Annotated in this window: 28 protein-coding genes; 23 read left to right on the top strand and 5 right to left on the bottom strand. The window is 38.2% G+C overall.

Annotated features, from left to right (window positions below; genetic code table 11):
* Window positions 1-103 precede the first annotated feature (103 nt).
* On the bottom strand, window positions 104-883 hold the full coding sequence (locus ACFO5T_RS10010; RefSeq protein WP_380034050.1) for a tRNA pseudouridine synthase A: 780 nt from the start codon (window positions 881-883) through the stop codon (window positions 104-106).
* 89 nt (window positions 884-972) lie between these two features.
* On the opposite strand from ACFO5T_RS10010, the gene ACFO5T_RS10015 reads away from it, so the two are divergent.
* On the top strand, window positions 973-1407 hold the full coding sequence (locus ACFO5T_RS10015) for a hypothetical protein (RefSeq protein ID WP_380034052.1): 435 nt from the start codon (window positions 973-975) through the stop codon (window positions 1405-1407).
* Between the two features lie 87 nt (window positions 1408-1494).
* On the top strand, window positions 1495-2298 hold the full coding sequence (locus ACFO5T_RS10020; RefSeq protein ID WP_380034054.1) for a DUF1853 family protein: 804 nt from the start codon (window positions 1495-1497) through the stop codon (window positions 2296-2298).
* A 232-nt stretch (window positions 2299-2530) separates the two neighbouring features.
* Here the strand turns inward: ACFO5T_RS10020 and hisIE are convergent, their stop codons facing one another.
* Window positions 2531-3130 (bottom strand): bifunctional phosphoribosyl-AMP cyclohydrolase/phosphoribosyl-ATP diphosphatase HisIE, encoded by a 600-nt coding sequence (gene hisIE / locus ACFO5T_RS10025; RefSeq protein ID WP_021778865.1) that lies wholly within the window; start codon window positions 3128-3130, stop codon window positions 2531-2533.
* A gap of 22 nt (window positions 3131-3152) precedes the next feature.
* Window positions 3153-3908: an imidazole glycerol phosphate synthase subunit HisF gene (gene hisF, locus ACFO5T_RS10030; protein ID WP_380034056.1), complete on the bottom strand. Its 756-nt coding sequence runs from the start codon at window positions 3906-3908 to the stop codon at window positions 3153-3155.
* Between the two features lie 218 nt (window positions 3909-4126).
* Between hisF and ACFO5T_RS10035 the strand changes: the two genes are divergently transcribed.
* From ACFO5T_RS10035 to ACFO5T_RS10085, 11 genes are all read left to right on the top strand, one after another.
* Window positions 4127-4318 (top strand): hypothetical protein, encoded by a 192-nt coding sequence (locus ACFO5T_RS10035; RefSeq protein ID WP_375251841.1) that lies wholly within the window; start codon window positions 4127-4129, stop codon window positions 4316-4318.
* A gap of 42 nt (window positions 4319-4360) precedes the next feature.
* Window positions 4361-4777, top strand: coding sequence for a VOC family protein (locus ACFO5T_RS10040; RefSeq protein WP_380034058.1), 417 nt, complete (start codon window positions 4361-4363; stop codon window positions 4775-4777).
* Between the two features lie 3 nt (window positions 4778-4780).
* The gene (locus tag ACFO5T_RS10045) at window positions 4781-5818 is read left to right on the top strand and encodes an AI-2E family transporter (protein WP_380034060.1); all 1038 of its coding nucleotides are present in this window, start codon (window positions 4781-4783) and stop codon (window positions 5816-5818) included.
* A 104-nt stretch (window positions 5819-5922) separates the two neighbouring features.
* A complete protein-coding gene (ppgK, locus tag ACFO5T_RS10050) occupies window positions 5923-6666 on the top strand; it encodes a polyphosphate--glucose phosphotransferase (protein WP_375251838.1) in 744 nt (247 codons plus the stop codon).
* A 111-nt stretch (window positions 6667-6777) separates the two neighbouring features.
* Complete coding sequence (locus ACFO5T_RS10055; RefSeq protein ID WP_380034063.1) at window positions 6778-9297, top strand: M14 family metallopeptidase; 2520 nt, start codon at window positions 6778-6780, stop codon at window positions 9295-9297.
* Window positions 9298-9328: 31 nt separating this feature from the next.
* Window positions 9329-9589, top strand: a complete 261-nt coding sequence (locus ACFO5T_RS10060) for a hypothetical protein (protein ID WP_380034065.1) — start codon at window positions 9329-9331, stop codon at window positions 9587-9589.
* 239 nt (window positions 9590-9828) lie between these two features.
* Window positions 9829-11037 (top strand): MDR family MFS transporter, encoded by a 1209-nt coding sequence (locus tag ACFO5T_RS10065; protein WP_380034067.1) that lies wholly within the window; start codon window positions 9829-9831, stop codon window positions 11035-11037.
* Between the two features lie 34 nt (window positions 11038-11071).
* Window positions 11072-11827, top strand: coding sequence for a DJ-1/PfpI family protein (locus tag ACFO5T_RS10070; RefSeq protein WP_380034069.1), 756 nt, complete (start codon window positions 11072-11074; stop codon window positions 11825-11827).
* Window positions 11828-11831: 4 nt separating this feature from the next.
* Window positions 11832-12464 carry an HAD family hydrolase gene (locus ACFO5T_RS10075; protein ID WP_380034071.1) on the top strand — a complete coding sequence of 211 codons (633 nt, stop codon included), beginning with the start codon at window positions 11832-11834 and terminating at the stop codon, window positions 12462-12464.
* A 7-nt stretch (window positions 12465-12471) separates the two neighbouring features.
* Complete coding sequence (gene arsC, locus ACFO5T_RS10080) at window positions 12472-12819, top strand: arsenate reductase (glutaredoxin) (RefSeq protein ID WP_380034073.1); 348 nt, start codon at window positions 12472-12474, stop codon at window positions 12817-12819.
* Window positions 12820-12841: 22 nt separating this feature from the next.
* Window positions 12842-13174, top strand: coding sequence for a hypothetical protein (locus ACFO5T_RS10085; protein ID WP_380034075.1), 333 nt, complete (start codon window positions 12842-12844; stop codon window positions 13172-13174).
* 150 nt (window positions 13175-13324) lie between these two features.
* On the opposite strand, the gene ACFO5T_RS10090 is transcribed toward ACFO5T_RS10085, so the two are convergent.
* Entirely contained in the window at window positions 13325-13678 is a 354-nt protein-coding gene (locus ACFO5T_RS10090; protein WP_380034077.1) for a 4Fe-4S dicluster domain-containing protein, read from the bottom strand.
* 62 nt (window positions 13679-13740) lie between these two features.
* Here ACFO5T_RS10090 and ACFO5T_RS10095 point away from each other — a divergent pair, with 62 nt between their 5' ends.
* From ACFO5T_RS10095 to ACFO5T_RS10135, 9 genes are all read left to right on the top strand, one after another.
* The gene (locus ACFO5T_RS10095) at window positions 13741-14826 is read left to right on the top strand and encodes an acyl-CoA reductase (protein ID WP_380034079.1); all 1086 of its coding nucleotides are present in this window, start codon (window positions 13741-13743) and stop codon (window positions 14824-14826) included.
* A 67-nt stretch (window positions 14827-14893) separates the two neighbouring features.
* Complete coding sequence (serC, locus tag ACFO5T_RS10100) at window positions 14894-15958, top strand: 3-phosphoserine/phosphohydroxythreonine transaminase (protein ID WP_380034081.1); 1065 nt, start codon at window positions 14894-14896, stop codon at window positions 15956-15958.
* Window positions 15959-15989: 31 nt separating this feature from the next.
* Window positions 15990-16940, top strand: a complete 951-nt coding sequence (locus tag ACFO5T_RS10105) for a D-2-hydroxyacid dehydrogenase (protein ID WP_021778849.1) — start codon at window positions 15990-15992, stop codon at window positions 16938-16940.
* 158 nt (window positions 16941-17098) lie between these two features.
* Entirely contained in the window at window positions 17099-17734 is a 636-nt protein-coding gene (locus tag ACFO5T_RS10110; RefSeq protein ID WP_021778848.1) for a DUF937 domain-containing protein, read from the top strand.
* Between the two features lie 204 nt (window positions 17735-17938).
* Complete coding sequence (locus ACFO5T_RS10115; RefSeq protein ID WP_038596968.1) at window positions 17939-18346, top strand: DUF6146 family protein; 408 nt, start codon at window positions 17939-17941, stop codon at window positions 18344-18346.
* A gap of 18 nt (window positions 18347-18364) precedes the next feature.
* A complete protein-coding gene (locus ACFO5T_RS10120; RefSeq protein WP_380034084.1) occupies window positions 18365-18883 on the top strand; it encodes a DUF6787 family protein in 519 nt (172 codons plus the stop codon).
* A 3-nt stretch (window positions 18884-18886) separates the two neighbouring features.
* A complete protein-coding gene (locus ACFO5T_RS10125) occupies window positions 18887-19219 on the top strand; it encodes a hypothetical protein (protein ID WP_380034086.1) in 333 nt (110 codons plus the stop codon).
* A gap of 38 nt (window positions 19220-19257) precedes the next feature.
* Window positions 19258-21654: a TonB-dependent receptor gene (locus tag ACFO5T_RS10130; RefSeq protein ID WP_380034088.1), complete on the top strand. Its 2397-nt coding sequence runs from the start codon at window positions 19258-19260 to the stop codon at window positions 21652-21654.
* A 37-nt stretch (window positions 21655-21691) separates the two neighbouring features.
* Entirely contained in the window at window positions 21692-22252 is a 561-nt protein-coding gene (locus ACFO5T_RS10135; protein WP_380034090.1) for a type 1 periplasmic binding fold superfamily protein, read from the top strand.
* A 78-nt stretch (window positions 22253-22330) separates the two neighbouring features.
* Here the strand turns inward: ACFO5T_RS10135 and ACFO5T_RS10140 are convergent, their stop codons facing one another.
* Window positions 22331-23971: an NAD(P)H-hydrate dehydratase gene (locus ACFO5T_RS10140; RefSeq protein ID WP_380034092.1), complete on the bottom strand. Its 1641-nt coding sequence runs from the start codon at window positions 23969-23971 to the stop codon at window positions 22331-22333.
* Between the two features lie 331 nt (window positions 23972-24302).
* Here ACFO5T_RS10140 and thrA point away from each other — a divergent pair, with 331 nt between their 5' ends.
* Complete coding sequence (thrA, locus tag ACFO5T_RS10145) at window positions 24303-26738, top strand: bifunctional aspartate kinase/homoserine dehydrogenase I (RefSeq protein WP_380034094.1); 2436 nt, start codon at window positions 24303-24305, stop codon at window positions 26736-26738.
* Window positions 26739-26745: the final 7 nt, after the last annotated feature.

The raw sequence follows: 26745 nt of genomic DNA on the forward strand, positions 1-26745 counted from the left end.
CAAAGATACAGGGAGGCTCTACTGGCCGTCGTTAAAGAGATGATAAGATAAAATTCATTAGGGTTAAACCTTTATTAAATGACCTGCAAAGCTGTTAAGAATGTTAAATCTGGACGTCCTGCAGCAATAAACCGCTTGCCTGGGCAATGTGTGTGAGCTTAATATCATTACTAGCGTCGAGTGTCTTTTTAAAAAACTCAAGATCAATATTACCCTGCCCTAGATCAAAAAGTGCACCCATCATAAGACGTATCTGGTGGCGTTTAAACCCTTTACCGCTTACGCGAAAAGCATAACTCTCCTCCGGAAAGAAGCTAGCGGTATACAAATCATTAATCTCAATTGTAGATGATAGTACGTGACCAATAGTTTGAGTCTGGGGATTAGGCTTATAAGCATACGATCTAAAATCGTGCTCACCCTCGAAAAGCCTTGCAGCCTCCTTCATAAGCTCGATGTCTAGATCACCCGCTATATTAATCATATAAGGTGCGGCAAATGGGTGATTCTTTTCTCCATAAGAAAAGAGATACACATATTCCTTTGCGATGGGAGCATCCATCACATTAAATTTTTTATCTACCTGAGTAATTTCAAGACAGCGTATGTCTTGCGGTAAGTTATCATTAAGCAGTGTAAGAAAACCTTCTTCTGGTAGTGGGCTATCATTTAAAAACAACTCAACATAAGCCACATTTGCAGAGACCTTTGCATCTGTTCTACCAGAAGCCAATAGTTTAAAATTTTTGCGATCAAGCACATAGGCAAAGGTACGCTCCATCATACGCTCCACAGTGAGAACATCTGGCTGCTTCTGCCAGCCGTGGTATCTAAAACCTAAGTATTGAATCTTTAAAAGATAGTAGTATCGCTTATCAAACATCCTTCAAAAATAGCTGCCTCATTTTAATTTTAGATTGATAATTAAAAAATAATTGTAAATTAAAACTCAAATAACTTAAACCAATTATTATGACGACTACACAAAAACCTTCTACACTTTTCTGGATTATTGGTATAGTGCTCCTCCTCTGGAATTTAATGGGGGCTAGTGCCTTTATAGTAGACAACTTCTTTACAGATATGATTGCAAACGCTTATAATGAAGAGCAAATGGCTGCCATAAACGCAACTCCTTTTTGGTCTAAGATACTTTATGGAATCTCTACTATAGGTGGGCTTCTAGCTGCAATATTACTACTTGCCAGAAAAGTAGGTGCCGTGCGTATCTATGCAATATCACTTATTGCTATTATTATACACACAGTATATAATATAGGCTTTGCAAATGCGATGGAACTTTTTGGTGTGGGAGCTGGTCTTATATTTCCTCTTATCATTATACTCCTCGCTATTTTTGAATACTGGTGGAGTAAATATAGTGCATCAAAAGGGTGGTTAAAATAAAAGCCACTCCATATTATTTAATAAGCTGTCACATTATTGTGATGGCTTTTTTTGTATGTAAATGTTTACAATGAGTATTTTTAGACAATGAAGCAATATGCTGGTTTTCTCAACACGCCTCCCTTGTGGACGGGCACACAATTCTCCCTAACTCAATTTGAAATACCTCGTATTGATTTATCTACATTCAGCGCCACGACTATACCACCTCATTTAAGATTAGGCCACCAGGTAGAATATATCTTCAAACAACTACTAGATCATTCTGAAAGATATACCGTGCTCGCTCACAACATCCAGATTAAGCGAGATAAAATAACACTAGGTGAACTTGATTTTGTAGTAGAAGACCGCTTTCGCGAAAGCGTAAAAATACACATTGAGCTTACCTATAAATTCTACATTATAGATACTGCGGTTACTAGCCCCATACATCAACTTATGGGACCCAACCGAAAAGATCACTTCTACCTAAAAATGCAAAAAACAAGAGATAAGCAATTACCTCTTGCCTACTCTGCAGAAGGACTTGAGGCGCTACAGTCTATAAATGTTAACCCACAACAACTAGAACAACGTACACTCTTTATGGGGCAAATTTTTACACCCTTTAATAAAGACATAATACTCCCAGAAGAAATAAATCCTCGTGCCATAATAGGTTACTGGATGCAACTAGATGACTTTTGCACCGCATCCTTTCTAGATTACAGATATTATATAACTACTAAGCCAGAGTGGTTACACGAGCCATATAATGAAGTAAACTGGCTCAATCACAAAGAGGCACTAGCTATTATAAGAGAAAAACATACGCTCAAGAGGGCACCTCTTGTATGGATAGAAAAAGATGACGCCACAGTTGATAAAGCTTTTGTGGTATGGTGGTAAAATCTACAGGACACTTGACTGGTATTGATGTACTTCATAAATTGAAGCAAAATTAAAGTCTTGCAAAAATATCCATTTGACCAAAAATTTAGCAGTTATCTATTTACTGCATTAGGGCTGGCTATTTGGGTATTTGCATTTCTTTTTCTCACAGAACCGCTTGATGTAAATCAATTTAAAACAAGCGATACGTTCTAGTATTTTTTGTAGTCTGGCGTTTTCTTAACTAAGCTTATTTATGTCTAGCAATAAGCGTTTTTTCTATATCACGTAGGTGAAAGCCTTTTGCCTGTAATAAAACCATATAGTGGAACAAGAGGTCTGCGCTTTCATTAAGGAATAGGTGATCGTTATCATCTTTTGCTTCAATAACCACCTCTACGGCCTCCTCTCCTACCTTTTGAGCTACTTTATTAATCCCGCTTCTAAAAAGTGACGCAACATAAGAGTCTGCTGTATCCTTAGTATTCCAGCGATCTTCTATGACTTCTTCGAGTTTTGATAAAAAGCCAAAGTTTACCTTGTTAGTCTCTCCCCAGCAAGTATCTGTACCTTTATGACAAGTAGGTCCTTGAGGGGTTACTTGTACTAGTAGTGTGTCATTATCACAGTCTACCGCAATATTTTCAAGATGTAAATAGTTTTTAGTCTCTTCACCTTTAGTCCAAAGTCTCCCTTTAGAGCGGCTAAAAAAAGTAACTTTTTTTAAAGCAAGTGTTTTCTCATAAGCCTCAAGATTCATAAAGCCTAGCATCAACACATTTTTAGTTCTTACATCTTGTATTATTGCTGGAACAAGACCGTTTTCATACTTATCAAAATCTATTTTCATTGCTTGTAATATCTGGTAAAAGTTATAATCTCATCGCAATCCCTTGCGTGGCTAACTCTTCTTTTAAACTTGGAATTTCTATTTCTTTAAAGTGAAAAACACTGGCTGCAAGAGCTGCATCTGCCTTACCCTCTGTAAAAGCATCTGCAAAGTGTTGCATATTTCCCGCTCCTCCACTTGCAATTATTGGGATATTTAGACTTTCGGAAAGTCTGGCTAGCGCCTCGTTTGCAAAACCATCTTTTGTACCATCATTATCCATAGAGGTAAAAAGTATTTCACCAGCACCGCGCTCTTCTACTTCTTTTGCCCAGTCAAAGAGGTTGTACTCCGTAGGCACCTTTCCTCCTACTAGATGTACAATCCACTCTCCTTCTACATACTTTGCGTCTATAGCTACAACAATACATTGAGAACCAAATTTTGCTACAAGCTCATTAATGAGTTCTGGTCTCTTTACAGCACTAGAGTTTATAGAAACTTTATCTGCACCATTCTGTAATAAGATATCTACATCTTCTACAGACGATATTCCTCCCCCTACGGTAAATGGTATGTTTACTTGAGAGGCCACTCTTAAAACTAAATCTGCAAGGGTCTTACGACGTTCTTCTGTAGCAGATATGTCTAAAAACACAAGCTCATCTGCTCTAGTCTCTGAGTAGATCTTTGCAAGTGCTACTGGATCACCAGCATCTCTAAGGTTTATAAAGTTTGTTCCCTTTACAGTTCTACCGTCCTTAATATCTAAACAAGGAATAATACGCTTAGTAATCACGTGATGTATCTTTCTGAAGGTTCATATTATAAAAAACGCAAATTTATAGAAAACCACCTCTATAAACTTACAATTGGTCACAGCATTTCTTAAACCCTCTTAAAATTTAGTCCAAATTCACAAAGTGATATTAATAATCTTGTAATAACGTGTTAAGCCATCACGGTAAAAGGTCATATCTCTTTACCTTTAGTTTTATAAATAACAAATACTGTCAAATGATCAAACTTATAGGTGTCATAGCGCTAGTTGCGGGAGCAATATTACTTGTTTTAGGAATTCTTGGAATTTTCGGGAGTCTAGAAACAGGTATAAGTCCGTGGGCATTTACTATATTAGGTTTGATCTTTTTCTTCTCTGGTATCTCTCTATTAAAACACATAAAAGATACAGATACACTAGATAAATAAAAAAATTTGTGCGTAGCTTAGTAATTCAATTTTATACTAAAAATGAGTACAAGACCTTTTCACCTCGCTATACCTGTAGATAATTTAGAAAAAGCACGCGCCTTCTATCGCGATATACTTGACCTACCTGAAGGCCGCAGCAGCGACCACTGGGTAGATTTCAACTTTTTCGGTCACCAGCTAGTGATTCATTACAAGGAAAAATCTACTGTAGATGAAGTCCATAATGAAGTAGATGGTAAAGCGGTACCTGTTCCTCATTTTGGAGTTGTACTCGCTTGGGAAGATTTTGAAGCATTTGCCGAAAAAATAACACCACACGTAGATTTTGTAATAGAACCCTATGTACGCTTTAAAGGCCTTACTGGTGAGCAAACTACAATGTTCTTCTATGACCCCTGTGGTAACGCGCTTGAGTTTAAAGCCTTTAGAAACGACTCTCAAATATTTGCCAAATAATATATGCAAACACTCAAACCTAACCTTTTACGACAGTTTTTTATCATCTTTTTAATCATCCTATTTGGGTGGTTAATATTTAAAGAGATGGCAAGCTATCTATCAGGTATACTAGGTGCGATTACACTCTTTGTTTTATTACGTAAGTGGCAAGGATACTTAGTAAAAAAAAGAAAATGGAACTCTGGCGTTGCTGCTTGTGTCCTTATGGCAGGCTCATTTCTTGTAATACTAGTACCTATTGCTGGTCTTGTATTAATGCTCACCTCAAAAATTAGTAAAGCGGTAGAAAATAGTGGCAAAGTCATAAACATTGTAAAAACAGAAATGGCAGATATAGAGTCTCGCTTTGGTCTCGATATCGCAAGCTCCATAGACACCAGTTCTGTAACAGACTGGATAAGTAGTAACCTTCAAGGGCTAGCTGGCGGGACCTTTAATGTTTTTATCGCCATAGGTCTTATGTATTTTATGCTGTACTATATGCTTACTAATAGAAGGACTTTTAGAGAGTCTATGCTAGAGTATATACCCCTCAGTGAGAAAAACTTAAAACTCATTGGTAAAGATAGTCAGGAGCTTGTAAAGTCAAATGCCATAGGCATACCACTAGTAGCATTACTGCAGGGACTTGTGGCACTTATAGGCTTTTTAATACTTGGCGTAGAAGATCCCTTTTTCTGGTTTGCAATTGTAACCGTTGGGTCTATGATACCATTTGTGGGTACCGCCTTAGGTATCGTACCAGTGTGCATTATTCTATATGCTGCTGGTGACATCTGGCAAGCCATCGTGATGGTTATCTATGGTACGGTCGTAGTAGGCTCTACAGATAATCTTTTTAGACTCGTGATTCAAAAGCGACTGGCAGACGTGCACCCACTTATTACCATTATTGGAGTTATCGTAGGTGTGCCTTTATTTGGATTTATAGGTCTCATTTTTGGACCTATTGTAGTGAGTATTTTTCTGCTTATTGTAAAAATTTACAAACAAGAATATGGCAAAGAAGTGCCTTCAAAACAAGAAGAAGTACTTTAATTATCTGATTATCTAGTGTTACGCTTTCGCGAAAGCGGACTCAGCCGCACCACTTCTATATTATTCAAAAATTCCTATCTTTCGCCACACAAAAACAATCATAGATGAAGATATTAGGTATCGACATAGGCGGAACGGGAATAAAAGGTGTCCCTGTAGATCTGGAAACAGAAGAGTACATAGGTGAACGTTTTAGAATAGAAACCCCGCGCCCTGCAAAACCTAAGGCTGTAGCAGATTGTGTACAGCAACTCGTAGATCACTTTAACTGGACAGGACCTATAGGAATAGGCTTTCCTACCGTTATCGTAGATGGTAAAGCTATGGCATATGGTAATATGCACAAGAGCTGGATGGGTGTACAGATAGATGAACTTTTTTCTGAAAAAACTGGTTTACCTTGCTCTGTTATAAACGATGCAGATGCCGCAAGCCTCGCCGAAGTTAGATACGGAGCCGGAAAAGATTTAAAAGGTCTGGTTGCTGTGATAACAGTAGGCACAGGTATAGGCTCTGGACTTTGCTATAATGGTAAACTCATCCCAAATTTTGAATTTGGTCGTATTCCATATAAGAAAAAACCTATTGAAAAATATGCAGCAAACTCTGTAAGAAAGGAAGAAAAACTCACTTATAAAGAGTGGGCAGAGCGCTTTAATTTCTTTCTAAAAAATGTAGAATTAATATGTACACCAAACCATTACATAATAGGCGGTGGTATAAGTAAGCATATGGCAGAGTTTGAAAGATATCTTACTACAGATATCCCTATTGTTGCGGCAAAAACTAAGAATCACGCTGGCATTATAGGAGCTGCTTGCGGCTATCTAGATAAACTAGAGCGCTAGTCTAGTATAAGATCTCATACTACCACATATTTTAGTTAACAATTGTTACGTGCAGGCGTTACTTCTTTTGCTTATTTTTAGAGTCTAACAACTCAAAAAATAGCTTATAGAATGCGCTTACTACTCGTACTTATTACCCTACTATTAAGTAGCCTATCTACACTCGCACAAAGCGGAAAGGTAGATATGGATTACTATTTACCTACAGATGTTACTTATAATCTAAATATCCCTACACCAGAAAGTGTTTTAGGCTACACACCTGGAGAGTGGCACGTAAGTCACGACAAGTTATCAGAATATATGCGCACGCTTGCAGCAGCAAGTGACCGTATGACTATAGAAAGTCGAGGAACTACCTTTGAGGGAAGACCTATTTTATTACTTACGGTTACCTCACCTAGTAATCACGCTAATATTGAAAACATACGTAAAGAACACGTAAAACTGGTAGAAGATGGCAGTGCTAGTTTGAGCACAAGCAGTATGCCTATTGTAGTATACCAAGGAATGTCTATACACGGTAATGAACCTTCTGGCGCAAATGCAGGGCTTATAGCTGCATACTATCTCGCTGCCGCTCAAGGACCTAAAATAGATGCACTACTAGATAACACCATTATACTTTTTGACCCATCTTTTAATCCAGATGGTTTACAGCGTTTTGCTTACTGGGCAAATACAAATAAGAGTATAAACATAAATGCAGACCCTCAAGACCGCGAGTATGACGAGGTCTGGCCAGGTGGTCGTACTAACCACTACTGGTTTGATATGAATAGAGACTGGCTACCGGTACAACTACCAGAGTCAAAAGCGCGTATTAAGACATTTCATAACTGGTATCCTAACATTCTTACAGACCATCACGAAATGGGATCTAACAGTAGCTTTTTCTTTCAGCCAGGTATACAATCTCGTACACACCCGCTGACACCTGCGCTTAACCAAGAACTCACAAAGCAAATAGGAAACTACCACGCGGCAGCACTAGATAAAATAGGCAGCTTTTACTATACAGAAGAGAGTTTTGATGATTTTTACTATGGTAAAGGATCTACCTTTCCAGACATAAATGGTGGTATAGGTATTCTCTTTGAGCAAGGAAGTAGCCGTGGCCACGCTCAAGAAACAGAAAACGGTTTGCTTGAGTTTCCGTTTACGATACGCAACCAGTTTACAGCTATATTATCTACCCTTGAGGCTGCACAAGGTATGCGCAAGCAATTACTAGACTATCAACGTGACTTTTTTAAGAACGCTCGAGGCGAAAAAGGAAGCGGCGCATATGCCTTTGGGAGTGAGAAAGATGCTGGTAGCGCATACCACTTAGCAGAGGTGCTTAAAAGACATCAAATAAAAGTACACGAGGTAGCACAAGACTTCTCGCAAGATGGAGCAAACTTTAAAAAAGGAATGAGCTACATCGTCCCTAAAAACCAAAGACAGAGCCGCCTCATAAAAGCGATGTTTGAAAAGCGTACTACCTTTCAAGATAGTTTATTTTATGATATAAGTGCTTGGTCTTTCCCACTCTCTTTTGGTGTAGATTTTACAGAAAATGCATCTTTAAGCAAAGCTGGCAACGAGATACAAGATTTAAAAAGAAAACCTACCCCAGCTGTAGGTACTAGTACCTATGCATACCTTATGGAATGGCACGATTACTACACCCCTAAGGCGCTCAACACCATACTTAACAAAGGTATAAGAGCAAAGGTGGGTATGCAAAAATTTAGCGTAGAAGGTATCTCTTATGACTATGGTACCATTATGATACCTGTGCAAAATCAATCGCTTAATAAGCAAGAACTAGCTAGTTTCATAAACGAAGTGGCACAAGATGCAAATGTCACCATCAAGGCAGTAAGTACTGGCCTCACAGAAGGTATAGATCTTGGTAGTAACCAGTTTAGAGCATTAGAGCCTGCTCGCGTGGCAATGATAGTAGGTGAAGGTATCAACCCGTATGATGCGGGAGAGATGTGGCACCTATTTGACACTCGTTACAATATGCGTATCACAAAAATTGATACTAAAGATTTAGGTCGTGCAGACTTGTCTAGATATACAGACATTATCTTACCTAATTTATGGGGTAATGCTATAAACAAAGGCAACACAGATAAGATAAAACAGTGGGTACGATCTGGAGGAACCCTCATAGGTTATAAAAACGTAGCAAACTGGTTTGAAAGAAATAAGATGCTAGACATAGATTTTGTAAAAACTAAAAACCCTGCAAAAAACGTGAGCTTTGAGCAACGTAGAGATTTTACAGGAGCACAAGTAATAGGAGGTGCAATTTTTGAAGCAAAGCAAGATCGCTCACACCCTATTAACTTTGGATATACGGGTGATAAAGTATCTCTTTTTAGAAACACTACGCTATTTATAAAAGCAGACTCTACAAGTTACAAGAACCCTATACAGTATACTAAGTCACCGCTACAAGCTGGTTACATCTCTAAGATTAATCTTAAGGCTATCCCAGAGACAAGACCTTTTGTACATCAGAGTGCGGGTCGTGGTGAGGTTATCTTATTTACAGATAACACAAACTTTAGAGCCTTCTGGTATGGAACAAACAAACTGCTTATGAATGCTATCTTCTTCGGGAGCGAGATGTAATTTTTATTTAAAAAAAACTCAATTTCAGATAATGAAAATAGATTATTCAACAGAGACAACGGCACAACTGCTCTCTAACTTAAATATGATTAAGGTGCTCATTGTTGCCCTACTCATCATCTTATCATTGCTTATAGGTATATCTATTTATGGTATGCTCACAAAGGACGATAATGCCACATTTATAGCAACACTAGCGGTAGGCTTATGCTGTTCAGCAACATTGCCTGTGCAGTTTATGTCAAAAAAAGCAATCAAGGTAGAATTAATAAAGAGAGAAGAGACATTATAATAGAAACGTATTACGCTTTCGCGAAAGCGTACTCAACTCAATTATTTTTATAACTTTACACCACATTATGAATGTAGTCACAACATATAAACTTACCTCGTGCACACTGCTGCGCCAGACTTGATATGTTGTCACTATAGGATTATAAGAAGTAACGATATTAAAGAGTCCGGCCACCACGCTGGACTCTTTATATTTATGGGCAAGCGTAGGTCTTAACAAGCTAACCAACCAACTGTATGAAAACACTACTGCGCAATTACCTTAAAACCTTTGATGGCCTATCAAGAGAAATCTGGTGGCTGTCACTCATCACACTCATTAATAGATCTGGGGCGATGGTTATCCCGTTCTTGTCTATTTACCTCAATAAGAGTTTACATTTTAGCTTACAAGACGTCGCCTGGATAATGACTTCGTACGGTCTAGGTTCTTTCGCTGGTGCTTGGATAGGCGGTAAACTAAGTGATGTAATAGGGTATTATAAAGTCATCTTATTAAGCCTGCTACTCACTGGTATTAACTTTTTATGGGTAATGCACGTAGAGAGTTTCTGGATGATGTGTATTTCATTCTTTGTTCTTATTGCCGTGGCAGATATGGGACGCCCTGCTTTTTTTGTAGCACTAAGCGCCTACTCAAAACCAGAAAATAAAACGCGGTCATTAACACTCATTAGGCTCGCAATTAATTTAGGATTTTCTGTTGGGCCAGCTATAGGTGGTTTTCTAATAGCACTCGCTGGCTATAAGACATTGTTTTATGTAGACGGCATCACCTGTTTGCTTGCGGGTGTACTTATGATGCAAGTACTCAACCCTAAAAAAGTAAAAGAACTAGATAAAGAGGTCGTGGTTCAAAACCCAGTAAAACCTCTTAAGGATACGCCTTATGTATTATTTTTAATAGCACTTGCGCTTTTTGGGATCATATTTGTACAATATTTTTCTACTGTACCGCTTTATTACAAGGATGCCTATAAACTTGATGAAGACGCCATAGGTCTCATACTAGCGCTTAATGGTGCACTCATTGTTGTGTTTGAAATGCCACTAATAGCCTGGATGGAAAAAAAAGCGCTTACTAACGTGCAAAGCACCATTGTAGGTTTGCTTATGACGGGCGCAAGTTTTCTATTACTGCTGTGGGAGACTTGGGTAGGTGTTGTTGTGATAGGTATGGTAATCGCAACCTTTGGAGAGATGATTTCCTTCCCTTTTAGTAACAAATTTGCGTTAGACAGATCTAAGCTAGGGAGACAAGGAGCATATATGGGTGTTTACAGTATGTCATTTTCTGTAGCTCATATTTTTGGTCACAATAGCGGGATGCAAATTACGGCATATTACGGTTTTCAGACCACTTGGATATTTTTGATAGGGCTCACGCTTATTGCCTGGCTCCTACTCTACATTGTAAAGAGAATGCTTGCCAAAGAAACCCTATGAGAACTCGTATCTTTATCATTAAAAAGAGAACCTAATGAAATACTATATACTACTACTTACAACGCTTATATTAATAGGTTGCAATACAGAACCTAAAACTATAGAACAACCCGCTGTTACTAATGAGGTTGATAACGCTTTCGCGAAAGCTAAACCAGTACTAGACTCAACGCGCTACAATGTAGCCTTCTTAATTATGGATGGCACTTTTAACACAGAGCTTACGGCACCTTTTGATATTTTTCAGCATACTATTTATAGAGAGAATATAAAAGCGATGAATGTTTTTACAGTAGCAAACACTCTACAACCCGTGCGTACCTTTGAAGGAATGTATCTCCTACCAGATTTTGACTATACTGCCAAAGACCTACCTAAAATAGATATACTAGTTGTACCAAGTGCAGAGCATCACCTAGATACAGATCTGGAGGATGAAGCGCTCATTAACTTTGTAAAAAAAGTAGATAAAGAAGCTATGTTTGTAACCTCACATTGCGATGGTGCTTTTGTACTAGCAAAGGCAGGTTTACTAGACAACAGTGTCTCAACGACCTTCCCGAGTGACATCGATAAGATGCGCGAGACGTTTCCTAAACTTGATATTAGAAAAGATGTATTATTTGTACACGATGGGAAGTATATCACCTCTGCCGGAGGTGCAAAAAGTTTTGAAGCCGCTCTCTATCTTACCGAACTTCTTTACGGCGCAGAAATTGCAAGATCACTAGCTGGAGGGTTAGTGATTGACTGGAAACTAGATGATGTACCGCACCTCATAACAAAGTAATAATATGGAAAATTCAAAAATCACTACCGTCATTTTTGACTTAGGAGGCGTTCTCATAGACTGGAGCCCCGAGTATGTATATCTCAAAGAATTTAGAGGCGATCGAGAGAAAATGGACTGGTTTTTAGAACACGTTTGTGCTTGGGACTGGAATGTAAATCAAGATGCAGGCTATCCATTAGAAAAAGCAACCCAAGACCGCATCGCTATGTTTCCAGAGTATGAAGAGCTCATAAAAATGTATTACGGCCGCTGGGAGGAGATGCTTGGTTTTACACACCTGGACACGCTCAAAATATTAAAAGAACTAGTAGATAATCCAGACTATAGAGTGCTAGCATTAACAAACTGGAGCGGAGAGACCTTTCCTGTTGCGCTAGAAAAGTTTCCTTGGCTGCAGTGGTTTGAAGGAATTCTAGTTTCTGGTGATGAAGGTACGCGCAAACCTTTTAAAGAAATTTACGACCTTATGCTAGACAGGTATCATATTAATCCAGCAGAGGCTGTTTTTATAGATGACAGTCTTAACAATGTTGAGGGCTGTAAACGCTCTGGCATAGCCGGAATTCATTTTAAAAATGCAAAAACACTAGCTGTACAACTTAGAACACTTGGTGTACACGTAACTTTACAATAATTATATAATGATTAAAATATATCACAATCCTCGTTGTACAAAAAGTAGACAAGGTCTTGCTGTCGTAGAGGCTTTTGGAAAAGAGTTTGAAGTAGTCAAGTATCTTGATACTTCTCTTAGTACAGAGCAACTTAATGAGATTATAAACATACTTGATATTAAACCCATAGAGCTCGTTAGAAAAAATGAAGCCATCTGGAAAAGCGATTATAAAGGAAAAGACCTCACAGATGCTCAAATAGTGGCTGCGATGAGTGAAAATCCAAAATTAATTGAGCGTCCCATTGTAATTCTCGATAAAAATGGCGTTATTGGTAGACCAACAGAGTTAATTAATGAACTCTTAGAGAAATAAATAACTACAATTTTAAGACATTATGAAATCAATAGTCACTCTAGCCATCGTTGCTTTTCTTGGTATGACAACCGTACAAGCACAAAAAGTTGCAAATGCGCCAGTACAAAAAGAACAAGTAAGCCAAATTGATATGCTTGCTCAAAAATTAAACCTTACAGCAGAGCAAAAAGCAAATGTTGCAAAGACTCTTACAGGTTTTAAAGCTACAGAAGATAGACTTAAAGCTAGTAATATGAATGCGACAGACAAGCAAGCAGCACTAGACAAAGTGGCAAGTCGTAAAAACGGAAACTTAAAGACATACCTCACAGATGAGCAGTATGCTATATATGTGAAGCTTACACAGCTTTAAGAATAAAACAACATAATTTAAAAGACCAAACTTAATTCAGTTTGGTTTTTTTTTATGTAATAATTATAAAATATTGCATATCAAGATAATCTACCTAACAAAAAAAGCCACTCGTACGAGTGGCTTTTTTATTATAAGTATCATAATGCTCTATGCATCCTTATGCATAAAGGCTTGCTTTGCAAGTAAAACTTCATCTGTCTCTACGTGATCATCATCAGGTACACAGCAATCTACTGGACATACGGCAGCACACTGTGGCTCTTCGTGAAAACCTTTACACTCAGTACACTTATCTGGTATAATATAGTAAATCTCATCGCTCATTGGCTCTTGCGCCTCGTTTGCATCTACTTCTTTACCGTTAGGTAGTACTACATTTCCTTCCAGATCTGTACCATCTGCATAGCGCCAGTCATCTGCTCCTTCATATATTGCCGTATTAGGACATTCTGGCTCGCAGGCACCGCAGTTTATACATTCGTCTGTTATGATAATTGCCATAGGTTTCTTTTTGGGTAACTTTGCACAAAAATAATGCCTAGCCATCGATTTGCCAAAACACTATGACGCTTCAACAAAGAATTAACGCTTTTAGTAAACTCGGGACTTTCTTGAGTCAGTTCTCACGCACTAATATTGCTCAAAAAGAGGGAGTTGCACACAATGACCTATTTTTTGACGGAATGAAACATCAGTTTAAACTCGCGCGAGAAAACAACGGGTGGTTCACGCAAGAAAATATTCTTTTTGCACTTGAGGGATGGGCTGCACTCCTTACCGAAGAAAAGCTTAGCGAGTGGATGAGCGGTTATAATGACGCTTTCGCGAAAGCGCAATCCCAAAAAACCGTTGCTATCATAATGGCAGGTAACATCCCGCTAGTAGGTTTCCACGACTTTTTGTGTGTACTTATTGCAGGTCAAAACGTCGCAATAAAACAATCTTCAAACGATAAGCACCTACTACCCTACCTAGCCAAATATCTGGAATATGTAGCACCAGACTTTAAAGGTCGTATCTCATTTACAGAAGAAAAACTACCCGAACACGATGCTGTGATTGCTACGGGAAGTGATAATACAGCAAGATATTTTGAATATTACTTTGGTATGAAGCCTAACATTATAAGAAAAAACAGAAACTCTGTTGCCATACTTACGGGTGATGAGAGTGAAGAGCAACTTAAAGCGCTAGGTGAAGATATATTTAGATACTACGGTCTAGGCTGTCGCAATGTATCTAAATTACTGGTGCCAGAAGGATATAACTTTGACGCTTTTTTTAAAGCTATCTACTCGTGGAGCGATGTGATGAACGACGCAAAGTATGCAAATAACTATGACTATAATAAGGCAGTATACCTTATGAGCCTTTTTGACCTACTAGAAAATGGGTTTTTAATGCTTAAGGAAGATGAAAGTTACGGCTCTCCTATTGCTACATTATTTTATGAAAAATATGAGTCAAAAGAATCTCTTGATTTAAAACTTTCTCAAGATGCAGATAAAATACAGTGCATTGTAGGTGATGATAAAAATCTGCAAGGTTTCAAATCACTTATACCATTTGGAAAGACTCAAAAACCGAATCTTCAAGATTATGCCGATGGAGTTGATACTATTGCATTTTTAGTATCGATTTTGCCATAATTTTATCATTTTATCTATAATATTCTATGGGGTTTTGAGCATCTTTGCATTTCAAAATTAGCATAAAATGAAGAAGCACAACTTTAGCGCAGGACCTTGTATTTTACCTCAAGATGTTTTTCAAGAAGCATCACAAGCCATATTAGATTTTAATGATTCTGGTTTATCCATACTGGAGATTTCTCACAGAAGTAAAGACTTTGTAGATGTAATGGATGAGGCTAGGCAACTGGCCCTAGAGCTACTGGGCCTAGAAGGTAAAGGGTATAAAGCGCTTTTCTTACAGGGAGGTGCGAGTACACAGTTTTTAATGACTGCATATAACTTATTGCAATCTAAAGCTGGTTACATAAATACCGGTACTTGGAGTGATAAAGCAATAAAGGAAGCTAAGCTTTTTGGGGAGATTGTAGAGGTTGCGTCTAGTAAAGAGGCAAACTTTAATTACATACCTAAAGGATACTCAATTCCAGAAGGACTAGATTATTTACACCTTACAAGTAACAATACCATCTTCGGGACACAGATAAAGGATTTTCCTGAAGTAGACTGTCCTCTCATATGTGATATGAGTAGTGACATCTTCTCTAGAGAGATAGATTTTGGACAATTTGATCTTATCTACGCAGGTGCTCAAAAAAATATGGGACCAGCAGGTACTACACTTGTTGTTATACGTGAAGACATCTTAGGGAAAGTGACACGTCAAATACCTTCTATGCTCAATTATGAAACGCATATAAGCAAAGGAAGTATGTTTAACACACCTGCAGTCTATGCAGTATATGTCTCTATGCTTACAATGAGATGGCTTAAAAACCTAGGAGGTGTAAAAGCTATTGAGGAGATTAATGATCGCAAAGCAACCTTACTCTATAGTGAGATTGAGCTTAACCCATTATTTAAAGGATTTGCTGCCAAAGAAGATAGATCTACAATGAATGCTACTTTCTCACTAACAGATGGAGATCTTAAAGATGCCTTTGATACAATGTGGAAAGAAGCCGGTATAAACGGTCTTAATGGACACAGAAGTGTAGGAGGCTATAGAGCGTCTATGTATAATGCACTATCTATGGATAGTATAGGTGTATTAGTAGACGTAATGAGCGAGCTAGAAAGAAAAGCATAATTTAAAAAAAACGCATACAACACTATATACTATGAAAGTATTAGCAAACGACGGAATATCACAAACAGGAGTTGACGCGCTTACAGCAGGAGGCTTTGAAGTAATTACTACAAACGTAGCTCAAGATCAACTTGAGAACTATATTAACACAAATGAGATAGATGTTATACTTGTGCGCAGTGCAACCACAGTGCGTAAAGAGTTAATAGACGCTTGCCCTTCTATAAAAGTTATAGGCCGTGGTGGGGTAGGTATGGATAACATTGATGTACAATATGCACGTGATAAAGGACTTCACGTGATTAATACACCAGCAGCTTCTTCGGCATCTGTTGCAGAGCTTGTTTTTGCTCACCTTTACAATGGTGTACGTTTTCTGTTTGACTCAAACCGAAATATGCCTCTAGATGGTGATACAAAATTTAAAGGTTTAAAGAAAGCTTACGCGAAAGGAACCGAGCTACGTGGTAAAACACTTGGTGTTATCGGTTTTGGACGTATAGGTCAAGAAACTGCAAAAATTGCTCTTGGTGTAGGGATGAAAGTAATCTTTCACGACCCATTTACAGAAGAGGCTACTGTTGAAGTTCCATTCTTTGATGGACAGTCGGTTTCTTTTACAATACAATCTATATCTAAAGAAGAGTTATTAAAATCTGCAGATTTTGTGACCCTTCACGTACCTGCACAAAAGGACTACGTAATAGGTAAACCAGAGTTTGAGCTTATGAAAGATGGTGCAGCAATTGTAAATGCAGCTCGTGGTGGAGTTATTGATGAAGTAGCTCTTATCGCAGCTTTAGACAGTGGTAAATTATCATTTGCAGGTCTTGACGTTTTTGAGAACGAACCTACTCCAGCCGTACAAGTACTTATGAATCCTAAAGTAAGCCTTACACCACACATAGGGGCGGCAACTGGTGGAGCTCAAGATCGCATAGGTACAGAGCTAGCAGAACAGATTATGAGTATTTTAAAATAATGCAACGACATTAAACATTTGATTTCTAAATTGAATTAAATTGCTTTTTATCGATAAAAACAAGCAAACCATCCTTTTGGATGGTTTTTTTATGGCTGTTTGTCAAACCGCTTAAATTAATTCGTAAATTGAAAACTCACAATTAAAACTAAAATAATATGTCAGGATTACTAGATCTACTTAATGGACCAATAGGAAAAACGCTCATCCAAGGAGCTAGCGCAAAAGCTGGACAATCTGAAGGAGATACTGCAAACGTATTAAGTATGGCTTTGCCAGTACTTATGGGTGCAATGAAAAAAAATGTACAAACCCCAGAAGGTGCTGCTGGATTAATGGGAGCTTTAAGTGGAAAACATAGTGGTGGTATTCTTGACCAACTAGGAGATCTTATGGGTAATGGAGGACCTAGTGATGACGTATTACAAGATGGTGCAGGTATTTTAGGACACTTACTAGGTGGTAACCAGCCACAAGTAGAAAACGCACTAAGTAGTAAAACGGGTGTAGATGCTGGTTCTATCGCACAAATTCTTAAAGTTGCTGCTCCAGTACTTATGGGTGTGTTAGGAAAACAAACACAGCAAAATAATGTAAGCGATGGTAGTGGTATGAATGCACTTTTAGGAAGTATGCTAGGAGGGCAACCACAAGAAAACCAAAGCCTTATTACAACACTACTAGACTCAGACGGGGACGGTAGCATCCTTGACGATGTAGCTGGTATGGTATTAGGAAGTAATAAAGAAAAAGGTGGTATAGGAGGCCTACTAGGTGGTCTTTTTGGAAAATAAGATTATTACACCATTTAAGATAGTAAAAGGATGCCTACGTAGGCATCCTTTTTTTTGTTCCCTAAGTGTAAGGCTACGTTCACTCAATGGTGATACTATTAATGAATGCCGCATTCTAAATTTACAATGTACAATTATCAAGCTATCGTTAATACCTTATTAATTGCTACAGAAATTATTTGTAAAACCATTAATTTTAGTATTATGAAAAAACTATGTTACACACTACTACTCACAGCGGTCATTATAGGATGCGCCAGCACCTCAAAAAAACAAGACATTACAAATAGCTCAGAGGCTATGTCTGACACGGTACGCATCGCAAATGATAGTCTTGAATACGAGATTATAATTATAGAACCTGGATTTAATCAGTGGCTAGTCACACAACCCCCTAGAGGTTATTATGAGCAGTTCTGGCTTGAGAATAGAAATGTAATTTTTGTAAATGAATATAATAATCGCGTAGTAAATACAACGCAGTATGACCCTAACCTTTACATACAACAAATAGATTACCAGCGTGGTATAGACTACGGTTATGAAGTAAACTACTTGTTATATAACTGGTTTGAATATTTTCAACAACGTAACAACCAGAAACTACGATAATCGTATTTTTGCAGCGCTATGGAAAACTTTAAAACGCGCTGGGAAATCACAAAAAGCTGGCAATTTATTCACGTTATACTGGGATTGATTGCCAGTTTCATATCGGCTTTCTTACTTTCGAAAGCTATTATTTCAAAATTTTTAGAAGCAACTTCTATTACCTATCTAGTGCTTCTCTCGCTCGGTACACTCCTACTCACCTACCTTATCATTAAATTTACCCTGTGGTTATTTACAAAATTATATGACAGATGGGGCGTTAGTTATAGATGGGAGCTTATTGCAATTTTTCTTGCCTTTGCCGTAACTGGCTCAACAGCAGGTAGGTTATCTAACCCTTTAATGGAAATTATAGGCTTAGATAAAAATCTCACTAGTGGGTGGATTTATTGGCCTGTTAGAATCTTGTTAATTTTCCCAATATATCAAGTGTTATTAGTGATATTTGGTTGGTTATTCGGTCAGTACACATTCTTTAAGGCATTTGCCATAAAAATGGTTTCTAGAATGGGATTAGGCTTTATATTTACAAAATAGATTTTGAAAGAACAGAGACTACATAATTTACAACGCGCAGCTGCATTTCTTATAATGCTTGCCTTTCTATTACCTGCGCTTGTCTCTTTCATACACAGTACAGAAAACCACACACATTACGATACCTGTTCATTTGGTAATAAAACTCACGTACACGAGAAGAAGCTAGATTGTGATCTAGGAGATCTTCATATTGTAAAGGAAGGAGTTTACGCTTTCGCGAAAGCGTACCAAACAACCACAATTTTAATTAAAAAAAGTAATGATGCACAGTTAAGTACATCATATACAACCACAGTCATAACATCTTCAGACCGTGGACCACCGTTTTGTTAAGCATTGAATAACATTCAATAATTACCAAAACAATTTTTATGAAATTTTATTTATGGCTTAGCATTGCCTTGCTGAGCATTACAGCTACAGCACAAGAGTGCTCGTACACTTTATCTGGATACATTATAGATTTACACGATAATGAAGTGCTTCAAGAAGCGACCATTATTATAGTAGGTTCTGAGCGATCTGTGACAACAGATGCTCAAGGAAAATATGTGATTACAGATCTTTGTGAGGACCAGTATACATTACAGGTATCTCATCCTGCGTGTGAGACACAGCTTGTAAAAGTAACTGTAAGCGGTAATACAACTCGTACTATTAATATGGAGCATCACCTAGAGTCTCTAGGCGATGTAGAGATTGTTGCACACGCTCATAAAAGTAAAAGCCGTACAGCGACAGAGAGTGTGGTAGACCACAACCTCTTAGAAAATAATAGCGCAGCATCACTAGGTGATGCGCTTAAAAACCTAAGTGGTGTTACCTCTTTAAACACGGGTAACTCTGTTGTAAAACCTGTAATACAAGGTCTACACTCTAGTAGAGTAGTACTTATTACAGAGGGTACGAGATTGCAAGATCAAGAATGGGGTGTAGAACACGCACCTAATATAGATGTAAATGCAGCTGGTGAAGTCACAGTTATTAAAGGAGCGGCAGGATTGCAATATGGTGGTGATGCTATAGGAGGCACCATTATCATAGAGCCAGAGCAGGTACCTGTAAAGGATACCCTTTTTGGACGAACAATTATTACCGGTGCGACCAATGGTCGTGGAGGTTCTCTGACTACTTCTTTGATAAAATCATATAATAACGGCTGGTATGGCGGCATAAATGGAACTTTAAAACGCTTTGGGGATTTTGAAGCGCCAGATTATGTACTAAGTAACACAGCTCTGTATGAGAGAGACCTTTCTGTACGTATAGGAGTTAATAAATATCGTTATGGCGTAGAGGCTAGCTACTCGATTTTTGACAAAGAATCTGGTATTTTACGCTCATCGCACGTAGGTAATGCTGCAGATCTATCGGTTGCTATAAACAGCCAAGAGCCCTTTGTAGTGGAGCCATTTACGTATGATATTAATGCTCCAAGACAGGATGTAAAACATCAAATTGCAAAACTAAAGTCATTTTATCGCTTTGATAACTTTGGGAAGTTAAGTGCTCAAGTAGATTACCAGCGCAATAACAGACTTGAGTTTGATATACGTCGCGACAGCGATGACTTAAGACCATCTATTGATCTACAACTTGAAACTATAGGAGGAAAAATAGATTTTGACTACACTGCAGATAATACCATTACCGCAAAGGTGGGTGTTTCTGGAAGATATCAAGATCACTTTCCCGACCCCGTTACTGGAGTAAGAAGACTAATACCAGATTACCAAGGTTATGACTTTGGTATCTATGCATTAGGTTCTAAAGACTTTGGAAAGTGGACTATAGAGGCAGGTGCAAGATATGATTACAACCGCATCAATGCAGAAAAGTTTTACATCACTAGCCTCTGGGAAGCCAGGGAATATGATGTAAACTTTGCTCAGTTTGTAGTTGAAGAATTTGAAAATCAAATATTTGTAAAACCAGAATTTGAATATCATAATTTCTCAGCAACAGCAGGAGCCTCTTATGAGGTAAATGATGCGACTACGGTTTCCTTAAACTACGCACTAGCATCGCGCTCGCCTAATGTATCAGAATTATTTTCTGATGGATTACACCAGAGTGCTGCCCGTCTCGAGCTAGGTGACCTAAGTTTTAATCAGGAAGTCGCAAATAAAATTTCATTAAATTTTACAAGATCTACAGACACTTGGAGTTTTACTATTGCTCCGTTTGCAAACTTTATTGAGGATTTTATCCTTATAGAGCCTACAGGCGTACAGCAAACCTTAAGAGGTAGTTTTCCTGTATGGGAGTATAGACAGACACAAGCTAGACTGTTAGGTTTTGACATAGATAACAACGTTCAAGTAACAGATCGTTTTGAATTTTCTAACCAGTTTTCACTGGTAAAAGGAAAGGATGTAACCTTTGATAATGCTTTAATTAATGTGCCTTCGGCGAGTACGCGTAACAGTGTTACGTATACAATGCCGTCTGTAAATAACTTAAAGCTGTCACTTGAGAGTAACTATGTATTTCGTCAAAATGAATTTCCAGACACAAACTTTGACGTTTTTCTACCTGAGACTAACACAACAGAGATAGTAGATATAAGCACACCTCCCGATGCGTATCATCTTCTCAACTTTAGAAGCTCTATTGATTTTGCAATAAATGACAAGAGCAATCTTAATGTAGGCCTTATGGTAAACAATCTATTTGACACCTCTTATAGGGAGTACTTAAATCGCCAGCGCTATTTTGCAGACGATCTAGGTAGAAATGTTTTATTACAACTTAAAATTAATTATTAGAATCACGTTTTCGCGAAAGCGTAATAACACACAAACAATGAAAAATTTTAGAAATTACACACTTATCGCCCTTACTGCCGTTAGCCTTGCAGCTTGTTCTAGTGATGATGATGGAGATATTCCAGAAATAATCAATGAAGAAGAGGTAATAACAACCTTAAATCTTACACTACAGTCTGGCGCAGAAACAATCGTTCTTACATCACAAGATCTTGATGGAGATGGTCCTAACGCACCTACAATTACTGTATCTGGCAACTTAGATGTAAGTACTGTTTATAACGGTACTGTAGAGTTTCTTAACGAAACAGAAAGCCCTGCCGATGATATTACAGAAGAGGTAGAAGAAGAGGCAGATGAGCACCAAGTGTTTTATACACCGAGCTCTGGAGTAGATGCAGCGATTACATACGGTAACTTTGATAGTGATAACAACGCACTTGGTACTGTAATAACACTTACTACTGGAGCAACTGCTGGTACAGGTTCACTTACAGTTACCCTACGTCACGAGCCTACTAAGCCTAACGATGGAACGTTAAGTGCTGCTGGTGGTGAAACAGATATTCAAGTTACTTTTCCTATTACTGTTGAGTAATGTAAAGTAGGTATGCTTTTAATAATAAAAGGGATAGCGCTAGTGCGCTATCCCTTTTATTATTTTATGATGTATATCCTACTGTTGCGGTGGTGCCTGTATTCCTTCTTGTTCTGGTTTTTCAAAAAGACTCATTACTGCTCTTCCCAAAAACTCTGTTACATCACCTGCTATAAGTCCTTCTATACCGTATTGATTTACGGCAACATCTGCTGCTAGACCGTGAAAGTAAACTCCCATCATCGCTGCCTCCATAGGGTGGTATCCTTGTGCTAGATGTCCCGTAATGACTCCTGTAAGCACATCTCCTGTTCCTGCTGTAGATAGACCTGGATTACCTGTAGTATTAATATAAAGCTGCATATCATACACTGTAATAGTATGTGCTCCTTTTATAACTATGATAACATTATGATTTTTTGCAAATTTTGCTGTTTTTTCTAGCTTATCAAAGTTGTCATCCCACTTCCCTACTAGCCTCTCTAATTCTCCTGGATGAGGCGTGAGTATAGATAATGCAGGTACTTGCTTCATAAGTGCAGGTCGCTTTGCTATTATGTTTATAGCATCTGCATCAATAACTAGTGGTGCTTTTTGTGATTTTAAAAACGACTCCATCGCGGCAACAGTTTTCTCATCTGTCCCCATACCTGGACCTATAGCAATAGCATTTGCCTCTGTCTGAAAATCTATCTCTTCAAAAACTTTCCCATTAAAGTTATCCGTTTCAACCATTACTTCTGGCAATGCTGTTTGTAAGATAGGCACCCCTATTTGTGGTACATAGGCAGTTACAAGGCCACTTCCAGCTCTTAGTGCAGCCTTACTGGCAAGCTGTACTGCTCCCATTTTACCAAAGCTTCCTCCTATAATTAAACTATGCCCAAACATCCCTTTATGAGTATACTGTGAGCGACCTTTATACATTTGCTGTATTTCGGGTTTGCTTATGAGCTGTACATCTGTAGGTGTGGTTGCTAGATACTCAGGGTCCAGACCTATATCAATAGTATCCCACATATTTATATACTTCCCTGTTTCTGGTAAAAAGAAAGCAAGCTTAGGAGACATAAAACTCAATACAAAGGTGGAGTGTACAACAATATCATCCTTCTCTAAGCCTCTGTCTGTATACATTCCTGAGGGTATATCTATAGATAAAGTGTAGGCTTTAGACTCATTAATCTTTACAAAGAGTGCTTTTACCCAATCTTCTGGACATCTATTAAGTCCTATTCCAAAAATTCCATCTACCACAATATCTTGCGGACTTATCTCTGGGAAGTTTTCTACTCCCTTAATTATCTCAGGCCATTTTTTTACTTCATTTTTAAGAGCTTCATATGCCTTTAAAAAATCTGTAGATCGCTTATCGTTACAATCTACAATGTATGTATCTACGTTATAGCCATTTTTAAGTAGTAACCTTGCTATAACTAAGGCATCACCACCATTATTTCCTATACCACAAAATACTTTTATAGGTACTGGCTGTCCTTGCAATCGTTTATGCATCCACTCATATACATAACCTCCGGCACGCTCCATTAAGTTATAAGATGGTATACCCTCCTTCTCTATTGTTACTTTGTCTGCTTCGTATAGTTGTTTAGAACTAAAAATCTTCATAAGTATAGGTGTTAATGAGCTTCTTTGCTCACAGTCATTAGTATAAGTAAGTGTATTATCAAAATAATGATAAGATCTATGTTCTATCATTAAATAAGAGAGAAAACTTTATAGAAATTATCACATTTACAATAAAGCAAGGATTGTTTATGGTTATTTATGATATCCGTAAAACTAAATTCTCTGCATTGCCTGTTTAGGTAAAAGTAATACATTTACTTCATCACAGACAAGATGATCGAAGCACAAAACATAACTACTTTTTATACTACCTCTATTACTATAGGTACAATTACCCCTATGGGGTATTCTGTATATATATCGTTCATTTAGTTTCCGTAGTCGCGGGACACTCTTCACACACACAAATTAGATTTATTCATTAGTTTTTACTCAGGTAAAAATGACAAAGCATTTGTATATGCGTGTATTAAAATTTGGAGGCACTTCTGTAGGAAGTGTAGAAAACATAGAAAAAACAATTGCCATCGTGGCAAACCAGGCAGCTCAAAGTCCTGTAGCCGTAGTCGTGTCTGCCCTAGGTGGTGTAACAGATTTGTTACTAAGGGCTGGAGCACTAGCAGCAAAAAAAGAAGAGAGCTACAAAGATATTCTTAAAGAAATCTCTCAAAAGCATATATCTTTTACAGATACACTCACTGGTGGTGACCAAGAGATTCTCAAAGCGATTACTTTACAAATGTCACACCTAGAGGACTTACTTAAAGGTATCTATCTTATAAATGAACTCTCTCCAAAAACCTTAGATAAACTAGCTGCCTATGGAGAACTTACAAGCAGTTACATCATAGCTGCTGCGTTTAAACATAAAAGTATAGATGCAAGTCTTAAAGATAGTAGAGAACTTATTATAACAGATGCAAACCATACAAAGGCTGGGGTTCTTTATGAGATTACAAACCAAAACATCACCACATATTTTGCTGAAAAGAAAGCAAAAATCACCGTTCTAGGCGGATTTATCGCACGTACAGAGGCAGGTGATACAAGTACACTAGGTCGTGGAGGATCAGACTTTACAGCAGCAATTATAGCAGCAGCCCTAGATGTAGAGCAACTAGAAATCTGGACAGATGTAAGCGGTATGTTTTCGGCAAATCCAAAGCTGGTAAAACAGGCAAAACCTATACGTGACATATCATATCACGAGGCGATGGAGTTATCGCATTTTGGAGCAAAGGTGCTCTACCCTCCTACTATTGTGCCTGCGCTTAGTAAAAATATCCCTATTTACATAAAAAATACAATGGCTCCAGATGAAGCTGGAACTCGTATAGGCGAGCAAGAAGGAAGTAATGGAAACCCTATTAAGGGAATCTCTCATATAAGTGATGTTGCACTACTCACGCTAGAAGGCGCAGGAATGGTGGGTATTTCTGGAATTTCAAAACGCCTTTTTGAAGTACTTTCTTTACAGCAGATTAATGTAATATTAATTACACAGGCTTCTAGCGAACATAGTATATGTATAGGAGTAATGGAGGCAGATGCCTTGCGTGCAAAAACAGCAATAGAAACAGAGTTTGCTTACGAGCTATCGCTACGTAAGATTGACCCGGTGATTGTTGAGACTTCTCTTGCAATAATCGCACTCGTAGGAGAATCTATGAAAAGTCATCAAGGGATATCTGGTAAAATGTTCTCCACACTTGGTAAAAACAACGTAAATATACGCGCCATTGCACAAGGAGCGAGTGAGAAGAATATCTCGGCAGTAATTGCCGAGAAGGATGTAAAGAAAGCGCTTAACAGCTTGCACGAAGTATTCTTTGAAGGTAACCGTAAGCAAATAAACCTATTTGTAACAGGTGTAGGTAACGTAGGTGCAAAGCTTCTTGAGCAAATTAACAATCAAAAGCAATATCTTAAAGAGCACCTCAACCTCAACATAAGAGTACTGGGACTTTCTAACAGTCGCAAGATGCTCGTATCGCAAGACCCTATAGATCTCAATAACTGGGAGGCACAACTAGATGGAGGAGAAAAAGCAGATATTTTACGCTTTCGCGAAAGCGTAATAAACCTCAACCAGCGCAACTCAGTTTTTGTAGACATCACCGCAAATGAACCTGTGGCAATGGCATATGAGGAATACTTAAGAAATAGCATTGCCGTAGTTGCTTGTAACAAAATAGCCGCCGCAGGTAAGCAAGAGTATTATGCAAATCTAAAAAGGCTTAGCCGCAAGTACAACGCTCCGTTTAAATTTGAGACTAATGTGGGCGCAGGACTGCCTATAATAGACACCTTGCAAAACCTTATTGCCTCTGGTGATAGAATTACTAAGGTGCAGGCCGTACTCTCGGGAAGCTTAAACTTTGTTTTTAACAACTTTAAAAGTGGTGGTAGCTTTTATGATGTGGTACAACAGGCCAAAGAAGAAGGATATACAGAGCCAGACCCACGCATAGACTTAAGTGGTGTAGATGTGGCACGTAAAATTCTTATACTAGCTAGAGAAAGCGGTCTTGAGCTAGAGCTAGAAGATATTGTAAACACACCTTTTTTAACCAAAAACAATCTCGAAAGCACAGACGTTCCTCACTTCTTTGAAACCCTTAAAGAAGATGCAGCACACTTTGAAAAACTAGTTGCCGATGCTACAGCAGATGGCAAGCGCCTTAAGTATGTAGCCCAGCTAGATAATGGTAAAGCAAGCGTAGGCTTACAGTCTGTAGGTTCAGACAGTCCGTTTTACAACCTCGAGGGGTCAGATAATATTGTGCTTTTTTACACAGCACGTTATCCAGAGCAACCGCTTATTGTAAAAGGTGCAGGTGCAGGTGGTGACGTTACCGCCAGCGGACTCTTCAGCGATATCATAAGACTTAGATAATTTTAAT

Origin of the sequence: Dokdonia genika, from assembly GCF_042652845.1 — a bacterium.
GTDB classification, from domain to species: Bacteria; Bacteroidota; Bacteroidia; order Flavobacteriales; family Flavobacteriaceae; genus Dokdonia; species Dokdonia donghaensis.

Bases quoted from the DNA above. Each gene is read 5' to 3' on its own strand.
- ACFO5T_RS10085 (WP_380034075.1), top strand. From the start codon at position 12,842: ATGAAATCAATAGTCACTCTAGCCATCGTTGCTTTTCTTGGTATGACA.
- ACFO5T_RS10115 (WP_038596968.1), top strand. From the start codon at position 17,939: ATGAAAAAACTATGTTACACACTACTACTCACAGCGGTCATTATAGGA.
- ACFO5T_RS10010 (WP_380034050.1), bottom strand. From the start codon at position 883: ATGTTTGATAAGCGATACTACTATCTTTTAAAGATTCAATACTTAGGT.
- arsC (WP_380034073.1), top strand. From the start codon at position 12,472: ATGATTAAAATATATCACAATCCTCGTTGTACAAAAAGTAGACAAGGT.
- ACFO5T_RS10140 (WP_380034092.1), bottom strand. From the start codon at position 23,971: ATGATAGAACATAGATCTTATCATTATTTTGATAATACACTTACTTAT.
- ppgK (WP_375251838.1), top strand. From the start codon at position 5,923: ATGAAGATATTAGGTATCGACATAGGCGGAACGGGAATAAAAGGTGTC.
- ACFO5T_RS10045 (WP_380034060.1), top strand. From the start codon at position 4,781: ATGCAAACACTCAAACCTAACCTTTTACGACAGTTTTTTATCATCTTT.
- thrA (WP_380034094.1), top strand. From the start codon at position 24,303: ATGCGTGTATTAAAATTTGGAGGCACTTCTGTAGGAAGTGTAGAAAAC.
- ACFO5T_RS10020 (WP_380034054.1), top strand. From the start codon at position 1,495: ATGAAGCAATATGCTGGTTTTCTCAACACGCCTCCCTTGTGGACGGGC.
- ACFO5T_RS10120 (WP_380034084.1), top strand. From the start codon at position 18,365: ATGGAAAACTTTAAAACGCGCTGGGAAATCACAAAAAGCTGGCAATTT.
- ACFO5T_RS10055 (WP_380034063.1), top strand. From the start codon at position 6,778: ATGCGCTTACTACTCGTACTTATTACCCTACTATTAAGTAGCCTATCT.
- ACFO5T_RS10015 (WP_380034052.1), top strand. From the start codon at position 973: ATGACGACTACACAAAAACCTTCTACACTTTTCTGGATTATTGGTATA.
- ACFO5T_RS10090 (WP_380034077.1), bottom strand. From the start codon at position 13,678: ATGGCAATTATCATAACAGACGAATGTATAAACTGCGGTGCCTGCGAG.
- ACFO5T_RS10075 (WP_380034071.1), top strand. From the start codon at position 11,832: ATGGAAAATTCAAAAATCACTACCGTCATTTTTGACTTAGGAGGCGTT.
- ACFO5T_RS10040 (WP_380034058.1), top strand. From the start codon at position 4,361: ATGAGTACAAGACCTTTTCACCTCGCTATACCTGTAGATAATTTAGAA.
- ACFO5T_RS10110 (WP_021778848.1), top strand. From the start codon at position 17,099: ATGTCAGGATTACTAGATCTACTTAATGGACCAATAGGAAAAACGCTC.
- serC (WP_380034081.1), top strand. From the start codon at position 14,894: ATGAAGAAGCACAACTTTAGCGCAGGACCTTGTATTTTACCTCAAGAT.
- ACFO5T_RS10095 (WP_380034079.1), top strand. From the start codon at position 13,741: ATGACGCTTCAACAAAGAATTAACGCTTTTAGTAAACTCGGGACTTTC.
- hisIE (WP_021778865.1), bottom strand. From the start codon at position 3,130: ATGAAAATAGATTTTGATAAGTATGAAAACGGTCTTGTTCCAGCAATA.
- ACFO5T_RS10065 (WP_380034067.1), top strand. From the start codon at position 9,829: ATGAAAACACTACTGCGCAATTACCTTAAAACCTTTGATGGCCTATCA.
- ACFO5T_RS10130 (WP_380034088.1), top strand. From the start codon at position 19,258: ATGAAATTTTATTTATGGCTTAGCATTGCCTTGCTGAGCATTACAGCT.
- ACFO5T_RS10135 (WP_380034090.1), top strand. From the start codon at position 21,692: ATGAAAAATTTTAGAAATTACACACTTATCGCCCTTACTGCCGTTAGC.
- ACFO5T_RS10035 (WP_375251841.1), top strand. From the start codon at position 4,127: ATGATCAAACTTATAGGTGTCATAGCGCTAGTTGCGGGAGCAATATTA.
- ACFO5T_RS10105 (WP_021778849.1), top strand. From the start codon at position 15,990: ATGAAAGTATTAGCAAACGACGGAATATCACAAACAGGAGTTGACGCG.
- ACFO5T_RS10070 (WP_380034069.1), top strand. From the start codon at position 11,072: ATGAAATACTATATACTACTACTTACAACGCTTATATTAATAGGTTGC.
- ACFO5T_RS10060 (WP_380034065.1), top strand. From the start codon at position 9,329: ATGAAAATAGATTATTCAACAGAGACAACGGCACAACTGCTCTCTAAC.